This is a genomic window from Stutzerimonas stutzeri (assembly GCF_009789555.1).
GTDB lineage: Bacteria > Pseudomonadota > Gammaproteobacteria > Pseudomonadales > Pseudomonadaceae > Stutzerimonas > Stutzerimonas stutzeri_R.
In genome coordinates, this window is the sequence record NZ_CP046902.1 from 1817022 (window position 1) to 1836159 (window position 19138).

Sequence of the window (19138 nt, forward strand, 5' to 3'; positions counted from 1 at the left end):
CGCGTTCAATCGGTAATCGGGTCGCGGCGCAGCAGCACATAATCCTGGCCCTCCAGTTGTCCGCGACGCAACGGATTGCGCGTACAGTGGGCGGCGAAGCCCGCATCGACGAAGCGATAGGGCAGGTGCTCGTCACGCCCCTTGGGGATGCCGAGCCGCGTCGTTTGGACGATGTCCGGTCGGGCGCCGATATCGTCCACCCGCAGCCGCGCGGGGTCCATACGCTGGGCATTCCAGTGCGTGACGGTCAGGCCCAGCGCCTTGCACAGCAGGGTCTGGCCTGAGCATAGACGGGTCAGTGGTCGGGGGCCACCAGCCGCCGAGGGGCTGTTGGTGCGCATCCGTTCGATCGATTGCTCGCAAGAAAGCGAGTCGACCCAGGGGTAGCCCGCCTTGATGCACACCGCATTGCCATCGCCTTGTACGGAAAAATTCAGCGAGTCGCCGCCGCGCGAATAATACAGATACAGATGCCCGGCGGGCATGAACATCGCCCGTCGCGACGGGCTGTAGCCGAGCGAAGAGTGGCTGGCCTTTTCGTCGACGTAGTAAGCCTCGGTCTCGATGATCCGAGCTGACAGCCACAGCCCGTCGACGCAGTGACGAATCACGGTTCCCAGCAGTTCGCGCGCGACGAGCTGTGCGTCCCGATCGAAGAAGGCATCGTCCAGGTGTTGCTGCGGTAGTTCGGTGAGGCTGTTCATCGGGGCTCCGGCGTCGGCAAGTCTGCCTGTTCCGACCGCATAAGCGGGGCGAATTTCCGCAGAAGGCGAAAGTTCTTGTCGACTGGCGGCCAAGCGCGGGCTGCAGGCGAAGCGAACGGACCGGCGCCGACGCGCGGATTCGGTCAGCGGAAAGAACAAAAAAGCCCCGTCGAGCGGGGCTTCCAGCAACGCTGATCGTTGCGCGTCAGACGTTGAAGCGGAAGTGCATCACGTCGCCGTCCTTGACGATGTAGTCCTTGCCTTCCAGGCGCCATTTGCCCGCTTCCTTGGCACCGGCTTCGCCTTTGTACTGAATGAAGTCGTTGTAGGCGATGACTTCGGCGCGGATGAAACCTTTCTCGAAGTCGGTGTGGATGACCGCCGCGGCCTGAGGCGCGGTGGCGCCGACCTTGACGGTCCAGGCCCGGACTTCCTTGACCCCGGCGGTGAAGTAGGTCTGCAGGTTGAGCAGCTCGTAACCGGCGCGAATCACGCGGTTCAGGCCTGGTTCTTCGAGGCCGAGGGACTCGAGGAACATGTCTTTCTCCTCGCCATCGTCCAGCTCGGCGATCTCCGCTTCGATCTTGTTGCAGACCGGCACCACCACGGCCCCTTCCTCAGCCGCGATGGCATTGACCACGTCGAGGTGGGGGTTGTTCTCAAAGCCGTCTTCGGCGACGTTGGCGATGTACATCACCGGCTTGCTGGTGAGCAGGTGGAAGCCCTTGGCCAGTTGAACCTCATCGTTGCCCAGCGCCTTCAGCAGGGTCCGCGCCGGCTTGCCTTCGGTGAAGTGAGGGATCAGCTTTTCCAGCAGTGCCTTCTGCGCCACGGCTTCCTTGTCTCCACCCTTGGCGTTGCGAGACACGCGCTGCAGCTGCTTCTCGCAGCTGTCGAGGTCGGCGAAGATCAGCTCCAGTTCGATGATCTCGATGTCGCGCCTGGGGTCGACCGAGTTGGAGACATGGATGACGTTGTCGTCTTCGAAGCAGCGCACCACATGGGCGATGGCGTCGGTCTCGCGGATATTGGCGAGAAATTTGTTGCCCAGACCTTCACCTTTGGAGGCGCCTTCGACCAGGCCGGCGATGTCGACGAACTCCATGGTGGTCGGCAGCACACGCTCCGGCTTGACGATATCCGCCAAGGCCTGCAAGCGCGGATCGGGCATCGGCACGATGCCGCTGTTCGGCTCGATGGTGCAGAACGGGAAGTTCTCCGCAGCGATACCGGATTTGGTCAGTGCGTTGAACAGGGTGGACTTGCCGACGTTGGGCAGGCCGACGATGCCGCAATTGAATCCCATGGTGTCTTGCCTCGGTATTGGCTGGCAGCTGTTGCGCTACCGGCGTTGCCAAACTGCGTTAAACGGCTCGTGATGCAGGCCATGCTCAGCCGTTACCTAATCTTCTCGCGCTGGCCGAGTGGAGTCAGGCCTTCTGGCTGTGCAGGCGTTGCATCGCACGCGTCCAGTCGCCCGCCAATATTTCCGGCAGCACGTCGAGTGTGAAATCGATACTGGCGTCCAGTTTCTCGCGCTCGGCCTGGGGGGCTCGGCCCAGCACGTAGCCGGTCACGAGGCTGCTATGCCCAGGGTGTCCGATACCCAGACGCAGGCGGTAGAAATTGTTCTGGTTGCCGAGCCTGGCGATGATGTCGCGAAGCCCGTTGTGCCCGCCATGGCCGCCGCCCTGCTTGAGCTTGGCGACGCCGGGAGGCATATCGAGTTCATCGTGGGCAACCAGGATGGACTCGGGGGGAATTCTGAAAAAACCTGCCAGTGCCGCCACCGCCTGACCGCTGCGGTTCATGAAGGTAGTGGGAATCAACAGGCGGATATCTTCGTCCTGATGGCGAAACTTGCCGACCAGGCCGAAATACTTGCGATCGACGCTAAGGTTGACGCCCTTCTGGGCAGCCAGACGCTCAACGAAAAGGGCCCCTGCGTTGTGCCGGGTCTGGTCGTATTCAGGGCCTGGATTACCCAGGCCGACGATCAGTTTGACGGCAGTCACGACAGAGGCCCTTCCTCAGAAGCTAGCGAGTGGATTACTCGGCAGCGTCTTCTTCTTTCGGAGTGTCTTCCTTGCTCACGCGCGGGGCGTGAACGTTGGCGACCGGCAGATCGCTGCCGTGAGCCAGAGAGACCAGCTCAACGCCTTTCGGCAGTTTGATGTCGGTCATGTGCAACACCTGACCGACTTCAACCTGGGCCATGTCGACCTCGATGAACTCCGGCAGGTCCTGCGGCAGGCAGGAGACTTCCACTTCGTTGATGTTGTGCAGGATTTCGCCACCCTGCTGCTTCACGCCAACCGAAGTTTCCTGGTTGATGAAGTGCAGCGGAACGGTAGCGGTCAGCTTGTGGCCAGCAACAACGCGGACGAAGTCAGCGTGCATGACGAAGCCTTTGGCCGGATGACGCTGCAGCGCCTTGATCAGAACGGATTCGTTCTGGCCATCGACATTCAGGGTCAACACGTGGCTGAAAGAGGCTTCGGTTTCCAGCATCTTGGTCAGGTCTTTCAACAGCAGGCTGATGGACTGCGGGGCCTTGTCACCACCGTAGATGACAGCTGGGACGAGGCTGGCGTTACGACGCAGGCGGCGGCTCGCACCTTTCCCCAGGTCGGAACGCACTTGGGCATTCAGGGTGAAATCATTCATTGTGTTTCTCCAGGATAACAACGCACCCGAAACGCTCGCGACCAGCGCTACCGGGCGGTTGGGCAAAAAGCCCCGCACGGGGCGGGGCACATTTTCGTTCTGCGCGAAGGGCTAAGCTTTTTGGCTTAGCGGAACATCGCGCTGATCGATTCAGCATTGCTGATGCGGCGAACCGCCTCAGCCACCATTGGCGCAATGTCCAACTGGCGAATACGGGTACAGGCCTGAGCAGCAGCCGACAGCGGAATGGTATTGGTCACGACCAATTCGTCGAGAACCGAGCCGTCGATGTTCTCGATGGCGCGGCCGGACAGGATCGGGTGTGTGCAATACGCATAGACCTTGGCAGCGCCGTGATCCTTCAAAGCGGTTGCAGCGTGGCACAGGGTGCCGGCGGTATCGACCATGTCATCGACGAGGATGCAGGTGCGGCCTTCGATATCGCCGATGATGTGCATCACTTCGGACTGGTTGGCCTTCGGGCGACGCTTGTCGATGATCGCCAGATCCACACCCAGCGACTTGGCTACGGCGCGAGCACGCACCACACCACCAATGTCGGGGGAGACGATCATCAGGTTCTCGAAGCGCTGAGCCTGGATGTCATCGACCAGGACCGGCGAGCCGTAGATGTTGTCCACGGGCAAATCGAAGAAGCCCTGAATCTGATCGGCGTGCAGGTCGACCGTGAGTACGCGGTTGACACCCACGACGTCGAGCATATCCGCTACGACCTTGGCGCTGATCGGTACACGGGCGGAACGCGGGCGGCGATCCTGGCGGGCGTAACCGAAATAAGGGATGACGGCGGTGATGCGGGTGGCGGAAGACCGGCGGAAGGCATCTGCCATCACCACCAGCTCCATCAGGTTGTCATTGGTGGGCGCGCAGGTCGGCTGAATCAGAAAGACGTCCTTACCGCGGACGTTCTCGTTGATCTCGACACTGATCTCGCCGTCGGAAAACTTTCCGACATAGGCGTCACCGAGAGGGATATGCAGCTGACGTACAACACGCCGGGCCAGGTCGGGGTTGGCGTTCCCCGTGAAGACCATCATCTTGGACACGCGCAGTACCTGCCTGAGGGTGGATCCGATGAAACAAAAAGCTGTTCAAAAGGCCAGGCGTTTTGAACAGCTCTCGTGATGTTTGGCAGGGGCGGCTGGATTCGAACCAACGCATGCCAGGATCAAAACCTGGTGCCTTACCGCTTGGCGACGCCCCTGTAGATGTAACCTTGAAGTGTTCGTTGTTGCACCGACCCCGAAAGGTCATGGCAGGGGCGGCTGGATTCGAACCAACGCATGCCAGGATCAAAACCTGGTGCCTTACCGCTTGGCGACGCCCCTGTAACGTACAACCTCTAACCACTCACTTCCTGCGCCAGCTGCGCGAGCCTTCGGTGCAGCATCGAAATGTTGCGTCCCTGGGCTACAAATGCTGGCAAATCGGCTGGAAGTTGGCGGCAAACTTTATCAGCCTCACCTTTGTTTGGGAAGCTCCCAAACACACAAGCTCCAGTGCCGGTCATTCTTGCTGGAACAAATTTGTTCAACAAGCTCAAAGCGTTACGCACTTGGGGATAACGCTTCTCGACTACCGGCTGACAGTCATTACGACCGCCCCCTGCAAGAAGGCTGCGAACTGTAATGGCCGGGGTATTGCGTGTCAACTCCGGGTCGGAAAATATTTCCGCTGTACTTACAGAGACTTGCGGGGCGATGACGAGGAACCAGGGCTCGGTCAATTCGACCGCCTGCAGACGCTCGCCGACGCCCTCGGCAAAGGCCGCGCGGCCGCGCACGAATACCGGCACATCGGCTCCGAGGTCCAGGCCAATCTGCGCCAGGTGATCTTCGCCGAGGTGGGTTTGCCACAGGTGATCGAGGCCAAGCAGTGTGGTTGCCGCGTCGGAACTGCCGCCGCCTATGCCACCGCCCATGGGGAGTCGCTTGATCAGTTCAATGTCGGCTCCCTGGCTGCACCCGCTTCGGGCTTGCAGCAGGCGGGCCGCCCGGACGATCAGATTATCGTCGTGGGCGACGCCCGGCAGCGCTGGATGCAGGCGGATCTGGCCATCGGTCCGTGGGGTGAAGGTCAGCTCGTCGCCGTAGTCCAGGAATTGAAACAGGGTCTGCAGTTCGTGATAGCCATCGGCGCGGCGGCCGAGAATGTGCAGCATCAGGTTGAGTTTGGCCGGAGCCGGCAAGGTCAGCTTGCGCATCAGTGGCCGAGCCGCCGCGGCTGCCAATCCTTGATCACCAGCGTTATCTGCAGATCATGGCCGGCCAGCTTGATACGCGTCGGCAGGCTGTACTGGTCTTGCTCGCTGTAGCCCAGATACTGCACGTCCCATCCGTCCTGCTGCAGGCTGGCGAGGCGTCCGTTGGCGTCCAGCGCGACTCTGCTGCGGCTGTCCGGGGAGGGAAGGCCACGTACCCACCACAGCAGGTTCGATACCGGCAGCTGCCAGCCGAGCTGGCTGTGCACCAGTGCTTCCGGTGATTGCGCTTCGAAGCGCCCCTGGCCTGCGACTTCCAGGGCGACGGCGTCGGGGCGGCCGGTGAGTCGAGTGGCGCCGCGGCCCAGCGGGCCGGACAGGCGAATATCGAAGTATTCCTGGCGTTGCAGCCAGAACAGTGTGCCGCTGCCAGAATCCTGCGGAGCGCGAATGCCGATCTTGCCGTTGATCTGCCAGCCGTCGATTTCGCTGATCTGCGCTTTGTGCGTCTTCCAGTCTTCGGCGTTGCCGGGACCTTCGACCGATTCCTGTGGGCCAAGACCGGCGCAGCCGGCGAGCATCAACATGAGTGCGGTAATCAGCAGGTTGCGCATCGGCTTCATGTGTCAGGGTTTCTCCGAGCCTGTCAGGCGTTCGATGGTTTCGCGCAGCACTGGGCTGTCCGGTTGCGCCTTCAGCGCTTCGGCCCAGATCGCCCGCGCTTCTCGCTGTTGGCCGGACGCCCAGAGCACCTCGCCAAGGTGAGCGGCGACTTCATGGTCCGGCAGGCGCTGGTGCGCCTTGCGCAGCTGGGTTTCGGCTTGCTCGAGATTGCCCAGCCGGTAATTGACCCAGCCGAGGCTGTCGAGAATGGCGGCATCATCAGGATTGAGTCGGTAAGCCTGCTCGATCAGGGAGAGGGCCTCAGCGTATCGGTCGGTGCGATCGGCGAGTGTATAACCCAGGGCGTTGAGGGCCATGGCATTGTCGGGCTCACGCTCGATGATATCGCGCAGATCGCGCTCCAGCTGCGGCAGGTCGCCACGCTTTTCGGCAATCATGGCGCGGGTATAGAGCAGGTTGAGCTCGTCGGGGAACTGTTCCAGCGCCTGTGCGGCAAGCGTCCAGGCCGCGTCGATCTGCTGTTGCGCCGATAGCGCTTCAAGCTCGATGAGGTATAGCTGAATGGCGTAGTCGGGTTGCTCGTCGCGGGCACGTGCCAGCAGGTTCGACGCTTCCTGGCTGCGGTTGAGCGAAAACAGCAGTTCGGCCTGCATGAGTTTTGCCGGCAGGTATTCGTTGCCGGAGCCGACCTTGGAGAATGCGGCCAGTGCCTGCTCGTGCTTACCCAGTTCGCGATAGGCGCGGCCGAGGTTGAAATGCGCCGCGTCCAGATGGCTGCCGCGCTCGACCAGCTCTTGCAGATAGACGATGGCTTCACGCCAGGCTTGTGCTTCGAGGCAGACCAGGGCCATCGAAAAGCGCAAGTCGTCATCGCCGGGATGTTGCTGAACCAGCGTGGCGAACTCGCCCATGGCTTCGTCGAGGCGGTCCTGCTCGACCAGCAAGCGCGCATAGGTCAGCCGCAGGCGCTTGTCCTCAGGATGCTGCTTGAGGCTCTTCTCCAGCAGCGGCAGGGCTTCCTTGCCACGCTCCAGGACCTGAAGCAGTCGCGCCTGAAGCAGGATCGAGGGGATCTCCTGGGCGCGGGAGGGTTGTTCCTCAAGCAGTGCGAGCGCTTCTTCAGGACGTCCATCCTGCTGGAGCAACACGGCTTTGCCGAACTTCAGCTGCGGATTGTCAGGGTGCTTGATCAACAGCTGGTCGAAGCTTTTGAGCAGGCCGGTGCGCGTATCCGGATCGGTTTCGGCCGCTGACAGGGCGAGGAAGTCAAAGTGCGTATCGCCCTGGCCCTGCAGCACTTTCTCCATGAACTTCAGCGAGTCCTCATAGCGCCCCGCGCGCGCCAGTTGCACGGCGGCAGCACGCTGAGCGTCGAGGTTATCCGGTGCATTGCTCGCCCAGATCATCGCGGTATCCAGCGCTGCCTGTTCGGCGCCCAGGTATTCGGCGATGCGGAAACCGCGCTCGGCGACACCGGCATCCTGGGTCGCATTGGCTTGCTGGACATAGTTGCCCAGGGCGATGTCGAAGCGATTGCGCTGTCCGGCCAGTTCGGCTACCAGCAATGCGTACAGCGTGTCGCTGCTGAACGAGCCAAATTCGCCCGCGCTGGCGCTCGCAGGTTCCGGCGTGGCCTCCTCGATCGGCGGGCCGCTGTCGGGAGTGCTCTGCATGAAGCTTTGGCAGCCACCGAGAAGCAGGACGGCGCTGATGGCGAGGAGTTTTTTCATAGGGAATACAAGCTGGTCTGCGGTCGCGGCATGATGACACAAGCCGTCAGGCAAGCACATGGGCTGGCTTTACGGGCGCGTCGGGCGGCTCGATCTGGTAGAGACAATGACGGGCAACGGTTGTTCTGAAGCAGGCGAAGTAGGAGAATCGCGCGCTCCGTTTTTCGAATCAGCGACCCCGCATGGCTTTCATCGCGCTTGGCATCAATCACAAGACCGCATCGGTGGATGTGCGCGAACGTGTTGCGTTCACGCCGGAACAGATGGTCGAGGCGCTGCAGCAGCTGTGTCGTGTCACGCCGACGCGCGAGGCGGCGATCCTGTCGACCTGCAATCGCAGCGAACTCTATCTCGAGCAGGACGAAGTCGAGGCCGAGGCCGTGCTCGCCTGGTTGGCCAACTATCACCGTCTGAGCCTGGACGACCTCAAGGCCTGCGCTTACGTTCATACCGACGATGAGGCTGTTCGTCACATGATGCGCGTGGCATCGGGCCTGGATTCGATGGTGCTCGGCGAGCCGCAGATTCTCGGCCAGATGAAGTCCGCTTATGCGGTCGCGCGCGAGGCCGGAAGCGTCGGCCCGCTGCTGGGGCGTCTGTTTCAGGCGACTTTCAGTACTGCCAAAACCGTACGAACCGATACCGCGATCGGCGAAAACCCGGTCTCGGTGGCCTTCGCCGCGGTCAGCCTGGCCAAGCAGATCTTTGCCAACCTGCACCGTAGTCAGGCCTTGCTGATCGGTGCCGGTGAAACCATCACGCTGGTGGCCCGTCATCTGCACGAGCAGGGCGTAAAGCGGATCGTGGTGGCCAACCGCACGCTCGAGCGGGCCAGTTCGCTGGCCGAGCAGTTCGGCGCGCACGCGATCCTTCTGGCCGACATTCCGCACGAACTCTACAACAGCGATATCGTCATCAGCTCCACTGCCAGCCAATTGCCGATACTCGGCAAGGGCGCCGTAGAACAGGCCTTGAAGAAGCGCAAGCACAAGCCGATGTTCATGGTCGATATCGCGGTGCCCCGCGACATAGAAGCGCAGGTAGGCGAGCTGGATGATGTCTACCTGTACACCGTCGATGATCTGCACGAAGTCGTCGCCGAGAACCTCAAGAGCCGTCAGGGCGCTGCCCAGGCCGCCGAAGAACTGGTGGCGGCCGGTACCGACGACTTCATGGTGCGGCTGCGTGAGCTCGCCGCCGTGGATGTGCTCAAAGCCTACCGGCAGCACGCCGAACGCATTCGTGACGAGGAAATGCTCAAGGCTCAGCGGTTGCTGGCCAATGGCGGTACACCCGAAGATGCGCTGGCGCAATTGGCACGCGGACTGACCAATAAACTGCTGCACGCGCCGAGCGTTCAGCTGAAAAAACTTTCCGCCGAAGGGCGTGTCGAGGCCCTGGGCATCGTCCAGGAACTCTTCGCCTTGCCGGACAGCACGGACAAATCATGAAAGCGTCGCTGCTCAACAAACTCGATATTCTGCAGGACCGCTTCGAAGAACTGACGGCGTTGCTTGGCGACGCGGAAGTGATCAGCGATCAGACCCGTTTTCGGGCCTACTCGCGAGAGTACGCGGAGGTGGAGCCGGTCATTGCCACCTATCGCGAATTCCTCAAGATGCAGTCCGACCTTGAGGGGGCTCAGGCATTGCTCAAGGACCATGACGCGGATGTGCGCGAAATGGCCGAGGAGGAGGTGGCCGAAGCCCGTGGCAAGCTCGAAGAGATCGAGGCCAGGCTGCAACGCATGCTGCTGCCCAAGGACCCCAAGGACGGGCGCAACGTGTTTCTCGAGATTCGTGCAGGTACGGGCGGCGACGAGGCGGCGATCTTTTCCGGCGATCTGTTCCGGATGTATTCACGCTATGCCGAGCGGCAGGGATGGCGGGTGGAAATTCTGTCCGAAAGCCCTGGCGAGCACGGCGGCTATAAGGAGGTCATCTCGCGCGTCGAGGGCGACAATGTATTCGCCAAGCTCAAGTTCGAGTCCGGTGCGCACCGCGTGCAACGTGTTCCTGAAACCGAATCCCAGGGGCGTATCCATACCTCGGCCTGCACCGTTGCGGTTCTGCCGGAGCCGGACGAACAGGTCGCGATCGAAATCAACCCGGCCGATTTACGCATCGATACCTATCGTGCCTCCGGCGCCGGCGGGCAGCACATCAACAAGACCGATTCGGCGGTGCGCATCACCCACTTGCCTAGCGGCATCGTCGTGGAATGTCAGGAAGAGCGTTCGCAACACAAGAACCGCGCACGGGCCATGGCGTGGCTGGCGGCCAAGCTACAGGATGTGCAGGACAGCGCCGCGCACAAGGAAATCTCCGATACCCGCAAGCTGCTGGTCGGCTCGGGCGATCGTTCCGAGCGCATTCGCACCTATAACTTTCCGCAGGGACGGGTCACCGATCACCGCATCAACCTGACGCTGTATTCGCTCAACGAAGTGATCGGCGGGGCGGTCGAGCAGGTGATCGAGCCGTTGCTGCAGGAATACCAGGCGGACCAGCTGGCAGCGCTGGGTGACTGACAACAAACGATAGTGGATCAAGGCAAGGCGCTGCTGGCCTTGCGATTCGCGCTCCGCCGCTGACTACCCTGGCAGGCAATCCTGCCGTCCGGCTCCAACGGAAAAAAGCCAACATGGCCACCATCGAATCGCTGTTACGTGCCGCCGACCTGCCTGACTCGCCGAGTGCCAGACTCGACGCCGAATGGCTGTTGGCCGCGGCGTTGGGAAAGGCTGCCAGCTACCTGCACACCTGGCCCGAGCGCGAGGTGCCGGTCGAGTGCGAAGCGCGCTTTGTGGCGGACTTGGCGCGTCGTCGCAGGGGCGAGCCGATCGCCTACATCCTGGGCCGTCAGGGCTTCTGGAGTCTCGAACTCGAGGTGGCGCCTCATACACTGATTCCCCGGCCGGACACCGAATTGCTGGTTGAAACCGCGTTGCAATTGCTGCCGGCCGCTGCGATGAACGTGCTCGATCTTGGAACCGGTACCGGCGCGATTGCCCTCGCGCTGGCCCATGAGCGCCCGGCCTGGCGCGTAACCGGAGTCGATCGCGTGGCTCAAGCCGTTGCACTGGCGACGCGCAACGCCCAGCGGTTGCGGCTCGACAATGCGGTATTCTGCGAAAGTCAGTGGTTCGCTGCGCTCGAGGGGCAACGGTACGCCCTGATTGTCAGTAATCCGCCCTATATCCGGGCGTGCGATCCGCATCTTCGGCAAGGTGATCTGCGTTTCGAACCGAGCAGCGCGCTGGTCGCCGGCGAGGACGGCCTGGACGACATTCGGCAGATCATCGCAAGCGCATCGAGCCATCTGCTGCCCGAGGGTTGGCTGCTGTTGGAGCACGGTTACGATCAGGCGCCGGCGGTGCGGGCGCTGTTCGCCGAAGGTGGGTTTTGCGAAATCGAGAGCCGCAAGGACTTCGGTGGGCACGAGCGTATCAGTCTGGGGCGCCGGCCATGAGCCAGGAGAGCGATATGCTGAGTGACGAGGAGCTGCTGCGTTACAGCCGGCAGATTTTGCTGAAACAGGTCGATATCGACGGGCAGCTGAAACTCAAGCGCAGTCGGGTGCTGATCGTCGGGTTGGGCGGGCTGGGTTCGCCCGTGGCGCTCTACCTGGCCGCCGCCGGCGTTGGAGAATTGCATCTGGCCGATTTCGACCGTGTCGACCTGACCAATCTGCAACGCCAGGTTGCCCATGACACCCCGTCGGTGGGCATGCTCAAGGTGGACTCCGTCATTGCGCGGCTGTCGGCGCTCAATCCGTTGCCGAAGCTGGTTCCATATCGCGCCGCGATGGATGCCGATTCCCTCGATGCGGCCGTGACGGCGGTCGATCTGGTGCTCGATTGCACTGACAACTTCGCTGTCAGGGAGGCGGTCAACGCCGCGTGCGTGACGGCGAAGAAGCCGCTCGTGAGCGGCGCCGCAATCCGGCTCGAGGGCCAGCTATCGGTGTTCGATCCGCGGGACGCGACCAGCCCTTGCTATCACTGCCTGTATGGTCATGGCAGCGAGGCCGAGTTGACCTGTAGCGAGGCTGGCGTATTGGGGCCGGTTGTGGGCATGGTGGGCAGTCTGCAGGCCCTCGAAGCGCTGAAGCTGCTCGCAGGCTTCGGTGAGCCGCTGGTGGGCCGTCTGCTGCTGGTGGATGCACTGAACAGTCGATTCCGCGAGCTGAAGGTCAAGCGGGACCCTGCCTGCACGGTTTGCAGTCACCGCCATGGCTGACAACGCGCCGATCGGCGTTTTCGATTCAGGTGTCGGCGGCCTGTCCGTACTGCGGGAAATTCACGCGCGCCTGCCGGGCGAATCATTGCTTTATCTGGCCGACAGCGGGCACGTGCCCTACGGCGAGAAAAGCCCGGCGTTCATTCGCGAGCGGTGCCGGTCAATTGCCGCGTTTTTTCTGAGTGAGGGCGCCAAGGCGTTGGTCCTGGCGTGCAATACGGCAACCGCTGCAGGTATTGCCGAGCTGCGCGAGCTGTATCCGACTGTGCCTCTGGTGGGTATGGAGCCTGCGGTCAAACCTGCCGCACAGGCGACCCGTAGCGGCGTCGTGGGGGTGCTGGCCACGACCGGTACCCTGAAAAGCGCCAAGTTCGCAGCCCTGTTGGACCGCTTCGCCAGCGACGTTCGCGTAATCACCCAGCCCTGCCCGGGACTGGTCGAACGCATCGAAGCCGGCGAACTCGATACGCAGGCAACGCGATCGCTGCTCAGGGGATTCGTCGAGCCTCTCATCGAGCAGGGCTGTGACACGCTGATTCTCGGCTGTACCCACTATCCATTCATCAAGCCGCTATTGGTGCAGATGTTGCCGCCGACGGTCCGTCTGGTGGACACCGGGGCCGCCGTCGCCCGGCATCTCGAAACGGTGCTGGCGGCACGCGATCGGTTGGGTAGCAGCGGTGCGGCGACGCGGTTCTGGAGCAGCGGCGATCCCCGTCGATTAGCCGGGGTTCTTCCGGTACTTTGGGGGGAACACGGGGATGTGGCTTACTTCCCAGGCTAGGAACTCCCCGCTGCGCCTGCTTTCTGTATTTGGGTTAATGCTCGAAAACAACAAGCGATGCCAACTTAAGATAAGGAAATATCGAATGAACAAGCTGATTTCCCTCGCCGCGATTGTCGCTGTTTCGCTGAGCCAGGTGACGGCCGCTCACGCATTGGACCTGACTGCAGCGGTGGGGCAGACCGGTGAGTCGACCATGACCTATCGACTGGGTGCGCAACTGGATTTCAATCGCGTCTGGTTCCAGACGAGCGTCGGACGGCTCACCGGCTATTGGGATGCCGGGTATACCTATTGGGAAGGTGACGAAACCTCCAGCAACCATAGCCTGTCGCTGGCGCCGGTCTTCGTCTACGAGTTCGCCGGTGATTCGGTCAAGCCCTACCTGGAGGCCGGTATCGGCATCGCGGCCTTCGAAAATACCGAGGTGGAAAACAACGATCTGGGTTCCTCGTTCCAGTTCGAGGATCGCTTTGGCGTGGGGCTGCGCTTCGCCGGTGGCCAGGAAGTCGGTCTGCGGGCGATTCACTACTCCAACGCCGGAATCAAGAGCCCCAACGACGGCATCGAAAGCTACGCCGTTCACTATCGGGCCTCGTTCTGAGCGCGACCCCGCGTTGCGGCTGACGGCGCAGTGTCGCCGTCAGACCTGGTCCAGGTAGGCTGACGCAGAGCCCTTGCGCTCTTCCAGGCAATCGTCCGAGCCCAATTCGAATTCCCGACAGATCAGCGGGCGCTGTGCGTAGATCGTGCAACGCATGCTGTCTCGGTCGAGTGCCGCGCACCAGCCGTCGTCCAGGCGGCGCATGACCTGCGCACCCCAGTCGTCCTCTTCGATGAAACGGTCGGGTACGCCGGTGTCGGTGATCAACAGCACTTCCAGCCGGCAGCAGCACGCCGCGCAGGTCGAGCAGCTGACTGCGTCGTCGTGCGGCAACTGACGATGGGGGATGGCGGAGCTCATCGCGGCAGTCTACGCGTATTGCCTCGCGATGGCTCATGGATACGATCAACGTCCATCAATGGGCCGCCAGCACGCGCCGTGCTGGCGGCTGTTTCAGCTTTCCTCAAGCTGCTTGTTCTTCCAGCCTTCGCCGCCGGGCAGGACCAGGTTGAGGATCAGCGCGATGATTGCGCACAGCGAAATTCCGGAAAGGGTGAATTCACCGTAACCGAACACCATGCCGCCGATTCCGAACACCAGCGTCACCGACACGATGATGAGATTGCGTGCTTCGGCCAGGTCCACCTGATGGCGGATCAGGGTGCTCAGGCCGACGACAGCGATCGAGCCGAACAGCAGGCAAAGAATCCCGCCCATCACCGGCACCGGAATGCTGAGCAGCCCCGCCCCGAACTTGCCAATGAACGCCAGGACGATGGCGAAGACGGCTGCCCAGGTCATGACTTTCGGGTTGTAGTTCTTCGTCAGCATGACCGCGCCGGTGACTTCCGCGTAGGTAGTATTGGGCGGACCGCCGAACAGGCCGGCGGCAGAGGTCGCCAGGCCGTCGCCGAGCAGGGTGCGGTGCAGGCCGGGCTTCTTGATGAAATTGTTGCCGGTAACGCCGCCGATCGCGACGACGCCGCCGATGTGTTCGATCGCCGGAGCCAGCGCTACTGGAACCATGAACAGAATCGCGCCCCAATGAAACTCCGGCGCGACGAAGTTGGGAACGGCGATCCACGGCGCTGCGGCGATGCCGGTGGTGTCGACCACGCCAAAGGCGAACGACAGGCCGTAACCCACCGCGACGCCGGCCAGGATCGGCACCAGCCGAAACAAGCCTTTGCCGAGTACGGCCACCAGCAGCGTGGTGAGCAGCGCAGGCATGGAAATCATCATCGCCGTGGCATAGGGCACGAGCTGGGCGCTTCCGTCGCCGGCCTTGCCCATGGCCATGTTCACCGCCACGGGCGAGAGGGCGAGGCCGATGGAGATGATCACCGGCGCAATCACCACCGGTGGCAGCAGCCGGTCGATGAATCCGGGGCCTCTGAGGCGAACCGCAAAGCCGAGGATCATGTAGACAATGCCCGCCGCGACCACGCCGCCGAGTACGGCAGGAAGCCCGAAGTCACCTTTCGCAGCGATGATCGGTGCGATGAAGGCAAAGCTCGAGGCAAGGAAGACGGGCACCTGGCGCTTGGTGACCAACTGGAACAGCAGCGTTCCGATGCCGGCGGTGAACAGCGCAACGTTCGGGTCCATGCCGGTGATCAATGGCATCAGGACCAGGGCGCCGAAAGCCACGAACAACATTTGGGCGCCTGCCAGCACCTGGCGTCCGAGCGGTTCCTCCATGGGGTGCGGCATGTCAGATGTCCTTCTGCTTGGTGCCGAAGATCTTGTCTCCCGCGTCGCCCAGGCCGGGCATGATGTAGCCGTTTTCGTCCAGTCGATCATCAATCGAGGCGGTATAGATGATGACGTCCGGGTGTGCCTGCTCCACAGCGGCGATGCCTTCCGGCGCGGCGACCAGCACCAGCGCGCGGATCTCCTTGCACCCGGCCTTCTTCAGCATGTCGATGGCGGCGACCATGGAACCGCCGGTGGCCAGCATCGGATCGATGATCATGGCCAGGCGCTGATCGAGATCGTCTACCAGGCGCTCAAGGTAGGTATGGGCCTGCAAGGTTTCCTCGTTGCGGGCGATGCCCACCGCACTGACCTTGGCTCCGGGAATCAGGCTGAGCACACCGTCGAGCATGCCGATGCCCGCCCGCAGGATGGGCACCACGGTGATTTTCTTGCCGGAAATCTTTTCGACCTGAACCGGGCCACACCAGCCGTCGATGCTGTAATTCTCCAGCGGCAGGTCGCGGGTCGCTTCATATGTGAGGATCGAGCCGACCTCCTGCGCCAGTTCGCGGAAGTTCTTGGTACTGATATCGGCTCGGCGCATCAACCCAAGTTTGTGGCGAATAAGCGGATGGCGGATCTCTCGAATGGTCATGGGTGGCTCCGGCGGTCGAATAAACCGGCGTAGATTAATGCATCGAGGGGGTAGCGGCTATTGATGTATCAAACAGGGCTTGCCCTGGCCACGGCAGCATCGGTATCGTCGCGCCCCTTGTTTTTCGCGTAGCCGACCTGGCTGCTTTCGCCCTTCTCATTCTCTGGAGCATCGCCATGTCCGTCGATCTCGCACACGTCCGCCAGATCATGGCCGAAGCCGACTGTCTATATGCCGAAGCCGAAGTGGAAGCGGCAATCGATGCGGTGGCCGAAAAAATCAATGGCGAACTGGCCGACCGTAATCCGGTAGTGTTCTGCGTCATGAATGGCGGACTGATCTTCTCCGGCAAGCTGGTGACCAAGCTTAACTTCCCGCTGGAGCTTTCCTATCTGCACGCCACGCGTTATCGCAACGAGACCAGTGGTGGCGAGCTTTTCTGGAAGGCCAAGCCGGAGATTTCCTTTATCGACCGCGACGTACTGATCGTCGACGACATTCTCGATGAAGGCCATACGCTCGGGGCGATCATCGATTTCTGCCGGCATGCCGGTGCCGCCGCCGTGCACACCGCGGTACTGGTCGACAAGGATCATCAGCGCAAGGCCCGCCCGGATCTCAAGGCCGATTACGTCGGCCTCAGCTGTGTCGATCGCTACGTGTTCGGCTATGGCATGGATTACAAAGGCTACTGGCGCAACGCGCCTGGCATCTACGCCGTCAAAGGCCTGTAACGAAGACATCGCCGGGTAGCGGTCCTCGACAGTCGAGGGCCGCCGGCTCCTGAGGGGGCCGGAACGCGGCGCTGCGGCCTCCGGCGTGTCCGGGCGGCGGCATTCGCTGGCGCTCATCTGTTTCCTGCCGTCCCGACGTGATTCGCCATCCTGGCGCGAGGCTCGGTTGTCGCCGTCGAGCCTCGACTGTTTCGTTTCGCCCCAACATCGCGCTTCGGTAACGCTCTTGCACGCCGCCGGATTCCTTTGCCGGCCGGCGAGGGTGGCGGGCGCCCTCCCGCTAGGCGCCGCGCGGCGTGCCATCGATGGTCGGGGGAGCACCGCTCTGCCAGATTTCCCTTCATTTGCCTGGCAACTGCTCTATTTCGGGGGTTGCGCCAAATTCGCTTGCGGCTAAGCTCTCGGATAGCTTCGCGGGGCGCTACGTTTCGAGTAGCGTGACGCCCCGTCGCAGGCCAATGACGGGAAGGCTATTCATCCTTAAGGATTACAAAACAAATCAAACCTTAGTGCGCTTAACCCTCCGCTGCCGTGTGGTTAGGGTGAGCGTACTTCGAACCAACCAGGAGCGCCTCATGACAAAAACAACAAGGCAAGGAATCTTCCAGCCCAAAACCCTGGCCCTCGCGGTCGCGCTGGGCATCGCCGCACCGGCTTATGCAGTCAACTTCAATATCGGGGAAATCGAGGGGCAACTCGATTCATCCATGTCCATCGGTGCAAGCTGGTCGATGGCTGAGCGGGACATGGATCTGGTGGGCATCAACAATGGGGGCACCGGCTACACCCAGACCGGTGACGACGGCCGCCTGAACTTCAAGAAGGGCGAAACCTTTTCGAAGATCTTCAAGGGCATCCATGACCTGGAACTGCGCTACGGCGACAGTGGCGCGTTCATTCGCGGCAAATACTGGTACGACTTCGAACTCAAGGACGAAAGCCGCCTGTTCAAGGACATCAGCGACAGCAATCGCAAGGAGGCCGCGCAATCATCCGGCGCGCAGATCCTCGATGCGTTCCTGTACCACAACTATTACCTGGGCGACCTGCCCGGCACCGTGCGCATCGGACGTCAGGTCGTGAGCTGGGGCGAGAGCACCTTCATCGGTAACTCGATCAACTCGATCAACCCGCTCGACGCGGCTGCGTTTCGCCGGCCCGGTGCAGAGATCAAGGAAGGCCTCATTCCGGTCAACATGCTCTATCTGTCGCAAAGCATCAGCGACCGCTTGAGCATGGAGGCGTTCTATCAGCTGGAATGGGACCAGACGATCGTCGACAACTGCGGAACCTTCTTTGCGGTCGATGTGGTGCAAGACGGCTGCGACAACAACTACCACGTCGGAAGCCCGGCCATCGCACCGCTGCAGCCGGTAGCGGCCGCGTTCGGGCAGGGCTTCGAAGTGACGCCGGAAGGCGTCGTGCTGCCCCGTGGCGGCGACCGTGACGCGCGGGATTCCGGACAGTTCGGCCTTGCCTTGCGCTGGCTCGGCGACGCTACCGAGTACGGTGCGTACTTCATGAACTACCACAGCCGCACGCCAAACGTGAGCACCCAATCCGCGGGTCTTGCGACCGCCGCCGCTCTGCCGGGCATTATCGGTACGGCCGAAGGCATCGCGGCTGGATCGGGTGCCGGCCTGGCTCAGAGCGTGATGCTGGGTAACGGCCAGTACTACCTGGAGTACCCGGAAGACATCCAGCTCTATGGCCTGAGCTTCTCGACCACGCTGCCCACCGGTACCGCCTGGTCGGGCGAGGTGAGCTATCGACCCAATGCGCCGGTTCAGATCAACACCACCGACGTGACGCGGGCGCTGCTCAACCCGATCGCTCCGGGCACATCACCCGTGGCAAGCACCTTCGGCGCGGAAAACCGCGGCTACAACCGCAAGGAAATCACGCAAGTACAGACCACCTTCACGCATTTCTTCGACCAGGTGCTGGGTGCGGGTCGGGTAACGGTCGTAGGTGAGATCGGCTACGCCCATGTGGGTGGCCTGGAAAGCAAGAGCGAACTCCGTTACGGTCGCGACGCCATCTATGGCACCCCTGATGATCCCATTCAGTTCGCCGCATATGGCGATGACGGTTTCGTTACCGCCAACTCCTGGGGTTATCGCCTGCGTGCGCTGGCCGACTACAGCAACGTGTTCGCGGGTGTGAACCTTACGCCGAACATTTCCTTCTCCCATGACGTTGATGGCTACGGCCCGAACGGCTTGTTCAACGAGGGCTCCAAGGCAGTGAGCGTTGGCGTCGATGCTGTCTACCAGAACAGCTACACCGCCAGCCTGTCCTACACCGATTTCTTCGGTGGCGACTACAACACCCTGGTCGATCGTGACTTCCTCGCACTGAGCGTGGGCGTGAACTTCTAAGGGGGCCGCTTCGATTGTTGCCGCGCGGCGCCTGTAGACAGGTCTTCGTCGCGCGGCGAGCTTCATGCAAGGCCTCCGGCCAAAACAAGATCAAG

At 62.0% G+C, this 19138-nt stretch carries 19 protein-coding genes and 2 tRNA genes; 8 read left to right on the plus strand and 13 right to left on the minus strand.

What is annotated here, in order from left to right; all coding sequences use genetic code 11:
* Nucleotides 1-5: 5 nt before the first annotated feature.
* From GQA94_RS08515 to GQA94_RS08560, 10 genes are all read right to left on the minus strand, one after another.
* Nucleotides 6-704 (minus strand): DNA-3-methyladenine glycosylase, encoded by a 699-nt coding sequence (locus tag GQA94_RS08515; protein ID WP_158187601.1) that lies wholly within the window; start codon nucleotides 702-704, stop codon nucleotides 6-8.
* A 205-nt stretch (nucleotides 705-909) separates the two neighbouring features.
* On the minus strand, nucleotides 910-2010 hold the full coding sequence (ychF, locus tag GQA94_RS08520) for a redox-regulated ATPase YchF (RefSeq protein WP_158187602.1): 1101 nt from the start codon (nucleotides 2008-2010) through the stop codon (nucleotides 910-912).
* A 124-nt stretch (nucleotides 2011-2134) separates the two neighbouring features.
* A complete protein-coding gene (gene pth, locus GQA94_RS08525; RefSeq protein WP_158187603.1) occupies nucleotides 2135-2719 on the minus strand; it encodes an aminoacyl-tRNA hydrolase in 585 nt (194 codons plus the stop codon).
* Nucleotides 2720-2753: 34 nt separating this feature from the next.
* Nucleotides 2754-3371: a 50S ribosomal protein L25/general stress protein Ctc gene (locus tag GQA94_RS08530; protein ID WP_158187604.1), complete on the minus strand. Its 618-nt coding sequence runs from the start codon at nucleotides 3369-3371 to the stop codon at nucleotides 2754-2756.
* A gap of 125 nt (nucleotides 3372-3496) precedes the next feature.
* Nucleotides 3497-4438 (minus strand): ribose-phosphate pyrophosphokinase, encoded by a 942-nt coding sequence (locus tag GQA94_RS08535; protein ID WP_158187605.1) that lies wholly within the window; start codon nucleotides 4436-4438, stop codon nucleotides 3497-3499.
* 83 nt (nucleotides 4439-4521) lie between these two features.
* Nucleotides 4522-4596: transfer RNA gene (locus GQA94_RS08540), tRNA-Gln, on the minus strand.
* A 49-nt stretch (nucleotides 4597-4645) separates the two neighbouring features.
* Nucleotides 4646-4720, minus strand: a tRNA-Gln gene (locus GQA94_RS08545).
* A 14-nt stretch (nucleotides 4721-4734) separates the two neighbouring features.
* Nucleotides 4735-5595, minus strand: a complete 861-nt coding sequence (ispE, locus tag GQA94_RS08550) for a 4-(cytidine 5'-diphospho)-2-C-methyl-D-erythritol kinase (protein ID WP_158187606.1) — start codon at nucleotides 5593-5595, stop codon at nucleotides 4735-4737.
* On the minus strand, nucleotides 5595-6215 hold the full coding sequence (gene lolB, locus GQA94_RS08555) for a lipoprotein insertase outer membrane protein LolB (RefSeq protein ID WP_158187607.1): 621 nt from the start codon (nucleotides 6213-6215) through the stop codon (nucleotides 5595-5597). Before lolB ends, ispE begins: the two co-directional genes overlap by 1 nt.
* A 3-nt stretch (nucleotides 6216-6218) precedes the next feature.
* Nucleotides 6219-7946, minus strand: a complete 1728-nt coding sequence (locus tag GQA94_RS08560; protein ID WP_158187608.1) for a tetratricopeptide repeat protein — start codon at nucleotides 7944-7946, stop codon at nucleotides 6219-6221.
* 182 nt (nucleotides 7947-8128) lie between these two features.
* On the opposite strand from GQA94_RS08560, the gene hemA reads away from it, so the two are divergent.
* The 6 genes from hemA to GQA94_RS08590 all read left to right on the plus strand — a co-directional run bounded on the left by hemA (nucleotide 8129) and on the right by GQA94_RS08590 (nucleotide 13575).
* Complete coding sequence (gene hemA, locus GQA94_RS08565) at nucleotides 8129-9397, plus strand: glutamyl-tRNA reductase (protein WP_158187609.1); 1269 nt, start codon at nucleotides 8129-8131, stop codon at nucleotides 9395-9397.
* On the plus strand, nucleotides 9394-10476 hold the full coding sequence (gene prfA, locus GQA94_RS08570; RefSeq protein WP_158187610.1) for a peptide chain release factor 1: 1083 nt from the start codon (nucleotides 9394-9396) through the stop codon (nucleotides 10474-10476). Before hemA ends, prfA begins: the two co-directional genes overlap by 4 nt.
* A 113-nt stretch (nucleotides 10477-10589) precedes the next feature.
* Entirely contained in the window at nucleotides 10590-11417 is an 828-nt protein-coding gene (gene prmC / locus GQA94_RS08575; RefSeq protein WP_158187611.1) for a peptide chain release factor N(5)-glutamine methyltransferase, read from the plus strand.
* 14 nt (nucleotides 11418-11431) lie between these two features.
* Nucleotides 11432-12187 carry a molybdopterin-synthase adenylyltransferase MoeB gene (locus GQA94_RS08580; RefSeq protein WP_158187612.1) on the plus strand — a complete coding sequence of 252 codons (756 nt, stop codon included), beginning with the start codon at nucleotides 11432-11434 and terminating at the stop codon, nucleotides 12185-12187.
* Nucleotides 12180-12971 (plus strand): glutamate racemase, encoded by a 792-nt coding sequence (gene murI / locus GQA94_RS08585; protein WP_158187613.1) that lies wholly within the window; start codon nucleotides 12180-12182, stop codon nucleotides 12969-12971. The genes GQA94_RS08580 and murI overlap by 8 nt, the downstream gene beginning before the upstream one ends.
* A gap of 85 nt (nucleotides 12972-13056) precedes the next feature.
* Nucleotides 13057-13575: an acyloxyacyl hydrolase gene (locus GQA94_RS08590; protein WP_158187614.1), complete on the plus strand. Its 519-nt coding sequence runs from the start codon at nucleotides 13057-13059 to the stop codon at nucleotides 13573-13575.
* Nucleotides 13576-13614: 39 nt separating this feature from the next.
* Here the strand turns inward: GQA94_RS08590 and GQA94_RS08595 are convergent, their stop codons facing one another.
* The 3 genes from GQA94_RS08595 to upp all read right to left on the minus strand — a co-directional run bounded on the left by GQA94_RS08595 (nucleotide 13615) and on the right by upp (nucleotide 15928).
* On the minus strand, nucleotides 13615-13935 hold the full coding sequence (locus GQA94_RS08595) for a YkgJ family cysteine cluster protein (RefSeq protein WP_158187615.1): 321 nt from the start codon (nucleotides 13933-13935) through the stop codon (nucleotides 13615-13617).
* 93 nt (nucleotides 13936-14028) lie between these two features.
* Nucleotides 14029-15288, minus strand: a complete 1260-nt coding sequence (locus GQA94_RS08600) for a uracil-xanthine permease family protein (protein WP_158187616.1) — start codon at nucleotides 15286-15288, stop codon at nucleotides 14029-14031.
* Nucleotide 15289: 1 nt separating this feature from the next.
* Nucleotides 15290-15928, minus strand: coding sequence for a uracil phosphoribosyltransferase (upp, locus tag GQA94_RS08605; RefSeq protein ID WP_158187617.1), 639 nt, complete (start codon nucleotides 15926-15928; stop codon nucleotides 15290-15292).
* Nucleotides 15929-16104: 176 nt separating this feature from the next.
* On the opposite strand from upp, the gene GQA94_RS08610 reads away from it, so the two are divergent.
* Nucleotides 16105-16662: a hypoxanthine-guanine phosphoribosyltransferase gene (locus GQA94_RS08610; protein WP_158187618.1), complete on the plus strand. Its 558-nt coding sequence runs from the start codon at nucleotides 16105-16107 to the stop codon at nucleotides 16660-16662.
* 575 nt (nucleotides 16663-17237) lie between these two features.
* Nucleotides 17238-19043: a DUF1302 domain-containing protein gene (locus tag GQA94_RS08615; RefSeq protein WP_158187619.1), complete on the plus strand. Its 1806-nt coding sequence runs from the start codon at nucleotides 17238-17240 to the stop codon at nucleotides 19041-19043.
* Nucleotides 19044-19138: the final 95 nt, after the last annotated feature.

What these genes read in the sequence shown, in the direction of transcription:
- GQA94_RS08515 (WP_158187601.1), bottom strand. Translation starts at nt 704, where the DNA reads ATGAACAGCCTCACCGAACTACCGCAGCAACACCTGGACGATGCCTTC.
- ychF (WP_158187602.1), bottom strand. Translation starts at nt 2,010, where the DNA reads ATGGGATTCAATTGCGGCATCGTCGGCCTGCCCAACGTCGGCAAGTCC.
- GQA94_RS08530 (WP_158187604.1), bottom strand. Translation starts at nt 3,371, where the DNA reads ATGAATGATTTCACCCTGAATGCCCAAGTGCGTTCCGACCTGGGGAAA.
- ispE (WP_158187606.1), bottom strand. Translation starts at nt 5,595, where the DNA reads ATGCGCAAGCTGACCTTGCCGGCTCCGGCCAAACTCAACCTGATGCTG.
- lolB (WP_158187607.1), bottom strand. Translation starts at nt 6,215, where the DNA reads ATGAAGCCGATGCGCAACCTGCTGATTACCGCACTCATGTTGATGCTC.
- GQA94_RS08560 (WP_158187608.1), bottom strand. Translation starts at nt 7,946, where the DNA reads ATGAAAAAACTCCTCGCCATCAGCGCCGTCCTGCTTCTCGGTGGCTGC.
- hemA (WP_158187609.1), top strand. Translation starts at nt 8,129, where the DNA reads ATGGCTTTCATCGCGCTTGGCATCAATCACAAGACCGCATCGGTGGAT.
- prfA (WP_158187610.1), top strand. Translation starts at nt 9,394, where the DNA reads ATGAAAGCGTCGCTGCTCAACAAACTCGATATTCTGCAGGACCGCTTC.
- prmC (WP_158187611.1), top strand. Translation starts at nt 10,590, where the DNA reads ATGGCCACCATCGAATCGCTGTTACGTGCCGCCGACCTGCCTGACTCG.
- GQA94_RS08580 (WP_158187612.1), top strand. Translation starts at nt 11,432, where the DNA reads ATGCTGAGTGACGAGGAGCTGCTGCGTTACAGCCGGCAGATTTTGCTG.
- murI (WP_158187613.1), top strand. Translation starts at nt 12,180, where the DNA reads ATGGCTGACAACGCGCCGATCGGCGTTTTCGATTCAGGTGTCGGCGGC.
- GQA94_RS08590 (WP_158187614.1), top strand. Translation starts at nt 13,057, where the DNA reads ATGAACAAGCTGATTTCCCTCGCCGCGATTGTCGCTGTTTCGCTGAGC.
- GQA94_RS08595 (WP_158187615.1), bottom strand. Translation starts at nt 13,935, where the DNA reads ATGAGCTCCGCCATCCCCCATCGTCAGTTGCCGCACGACGACGCAGTC.
- GQA94_RS08600 (WP_158187616.1), bottom strand. Translation starts at nt 15,288, where the DNA reads ATGCCGCACCCCATGGAGGAACCGCTCGGACGCCAGGTGCTGGCAGGC.
- upp (WP_158187617.1), bottom strand. Translation starts at nt 15,928, where the DNA reads ATGACCATTCGAGAGATCCGCCATCCGCTTATTCGCCACAAACTTGGG.
- GQA94_RS08610 (WP_158187618.1), top strand. Translation starts at nt 16,105, where the DNA reads ATGTCCGTCGATCTCGCACACGTCCGCCAGATCATGGCCGAAGCCGAC.
- GQA94_RS08615 (WP_158187619.1), top strand. Translation starts at nt 17,238, where the DNA reads ATGACAAAAACAACAAGGCAAGGAATCTTCCAGCCCAAAACCCTGGCC.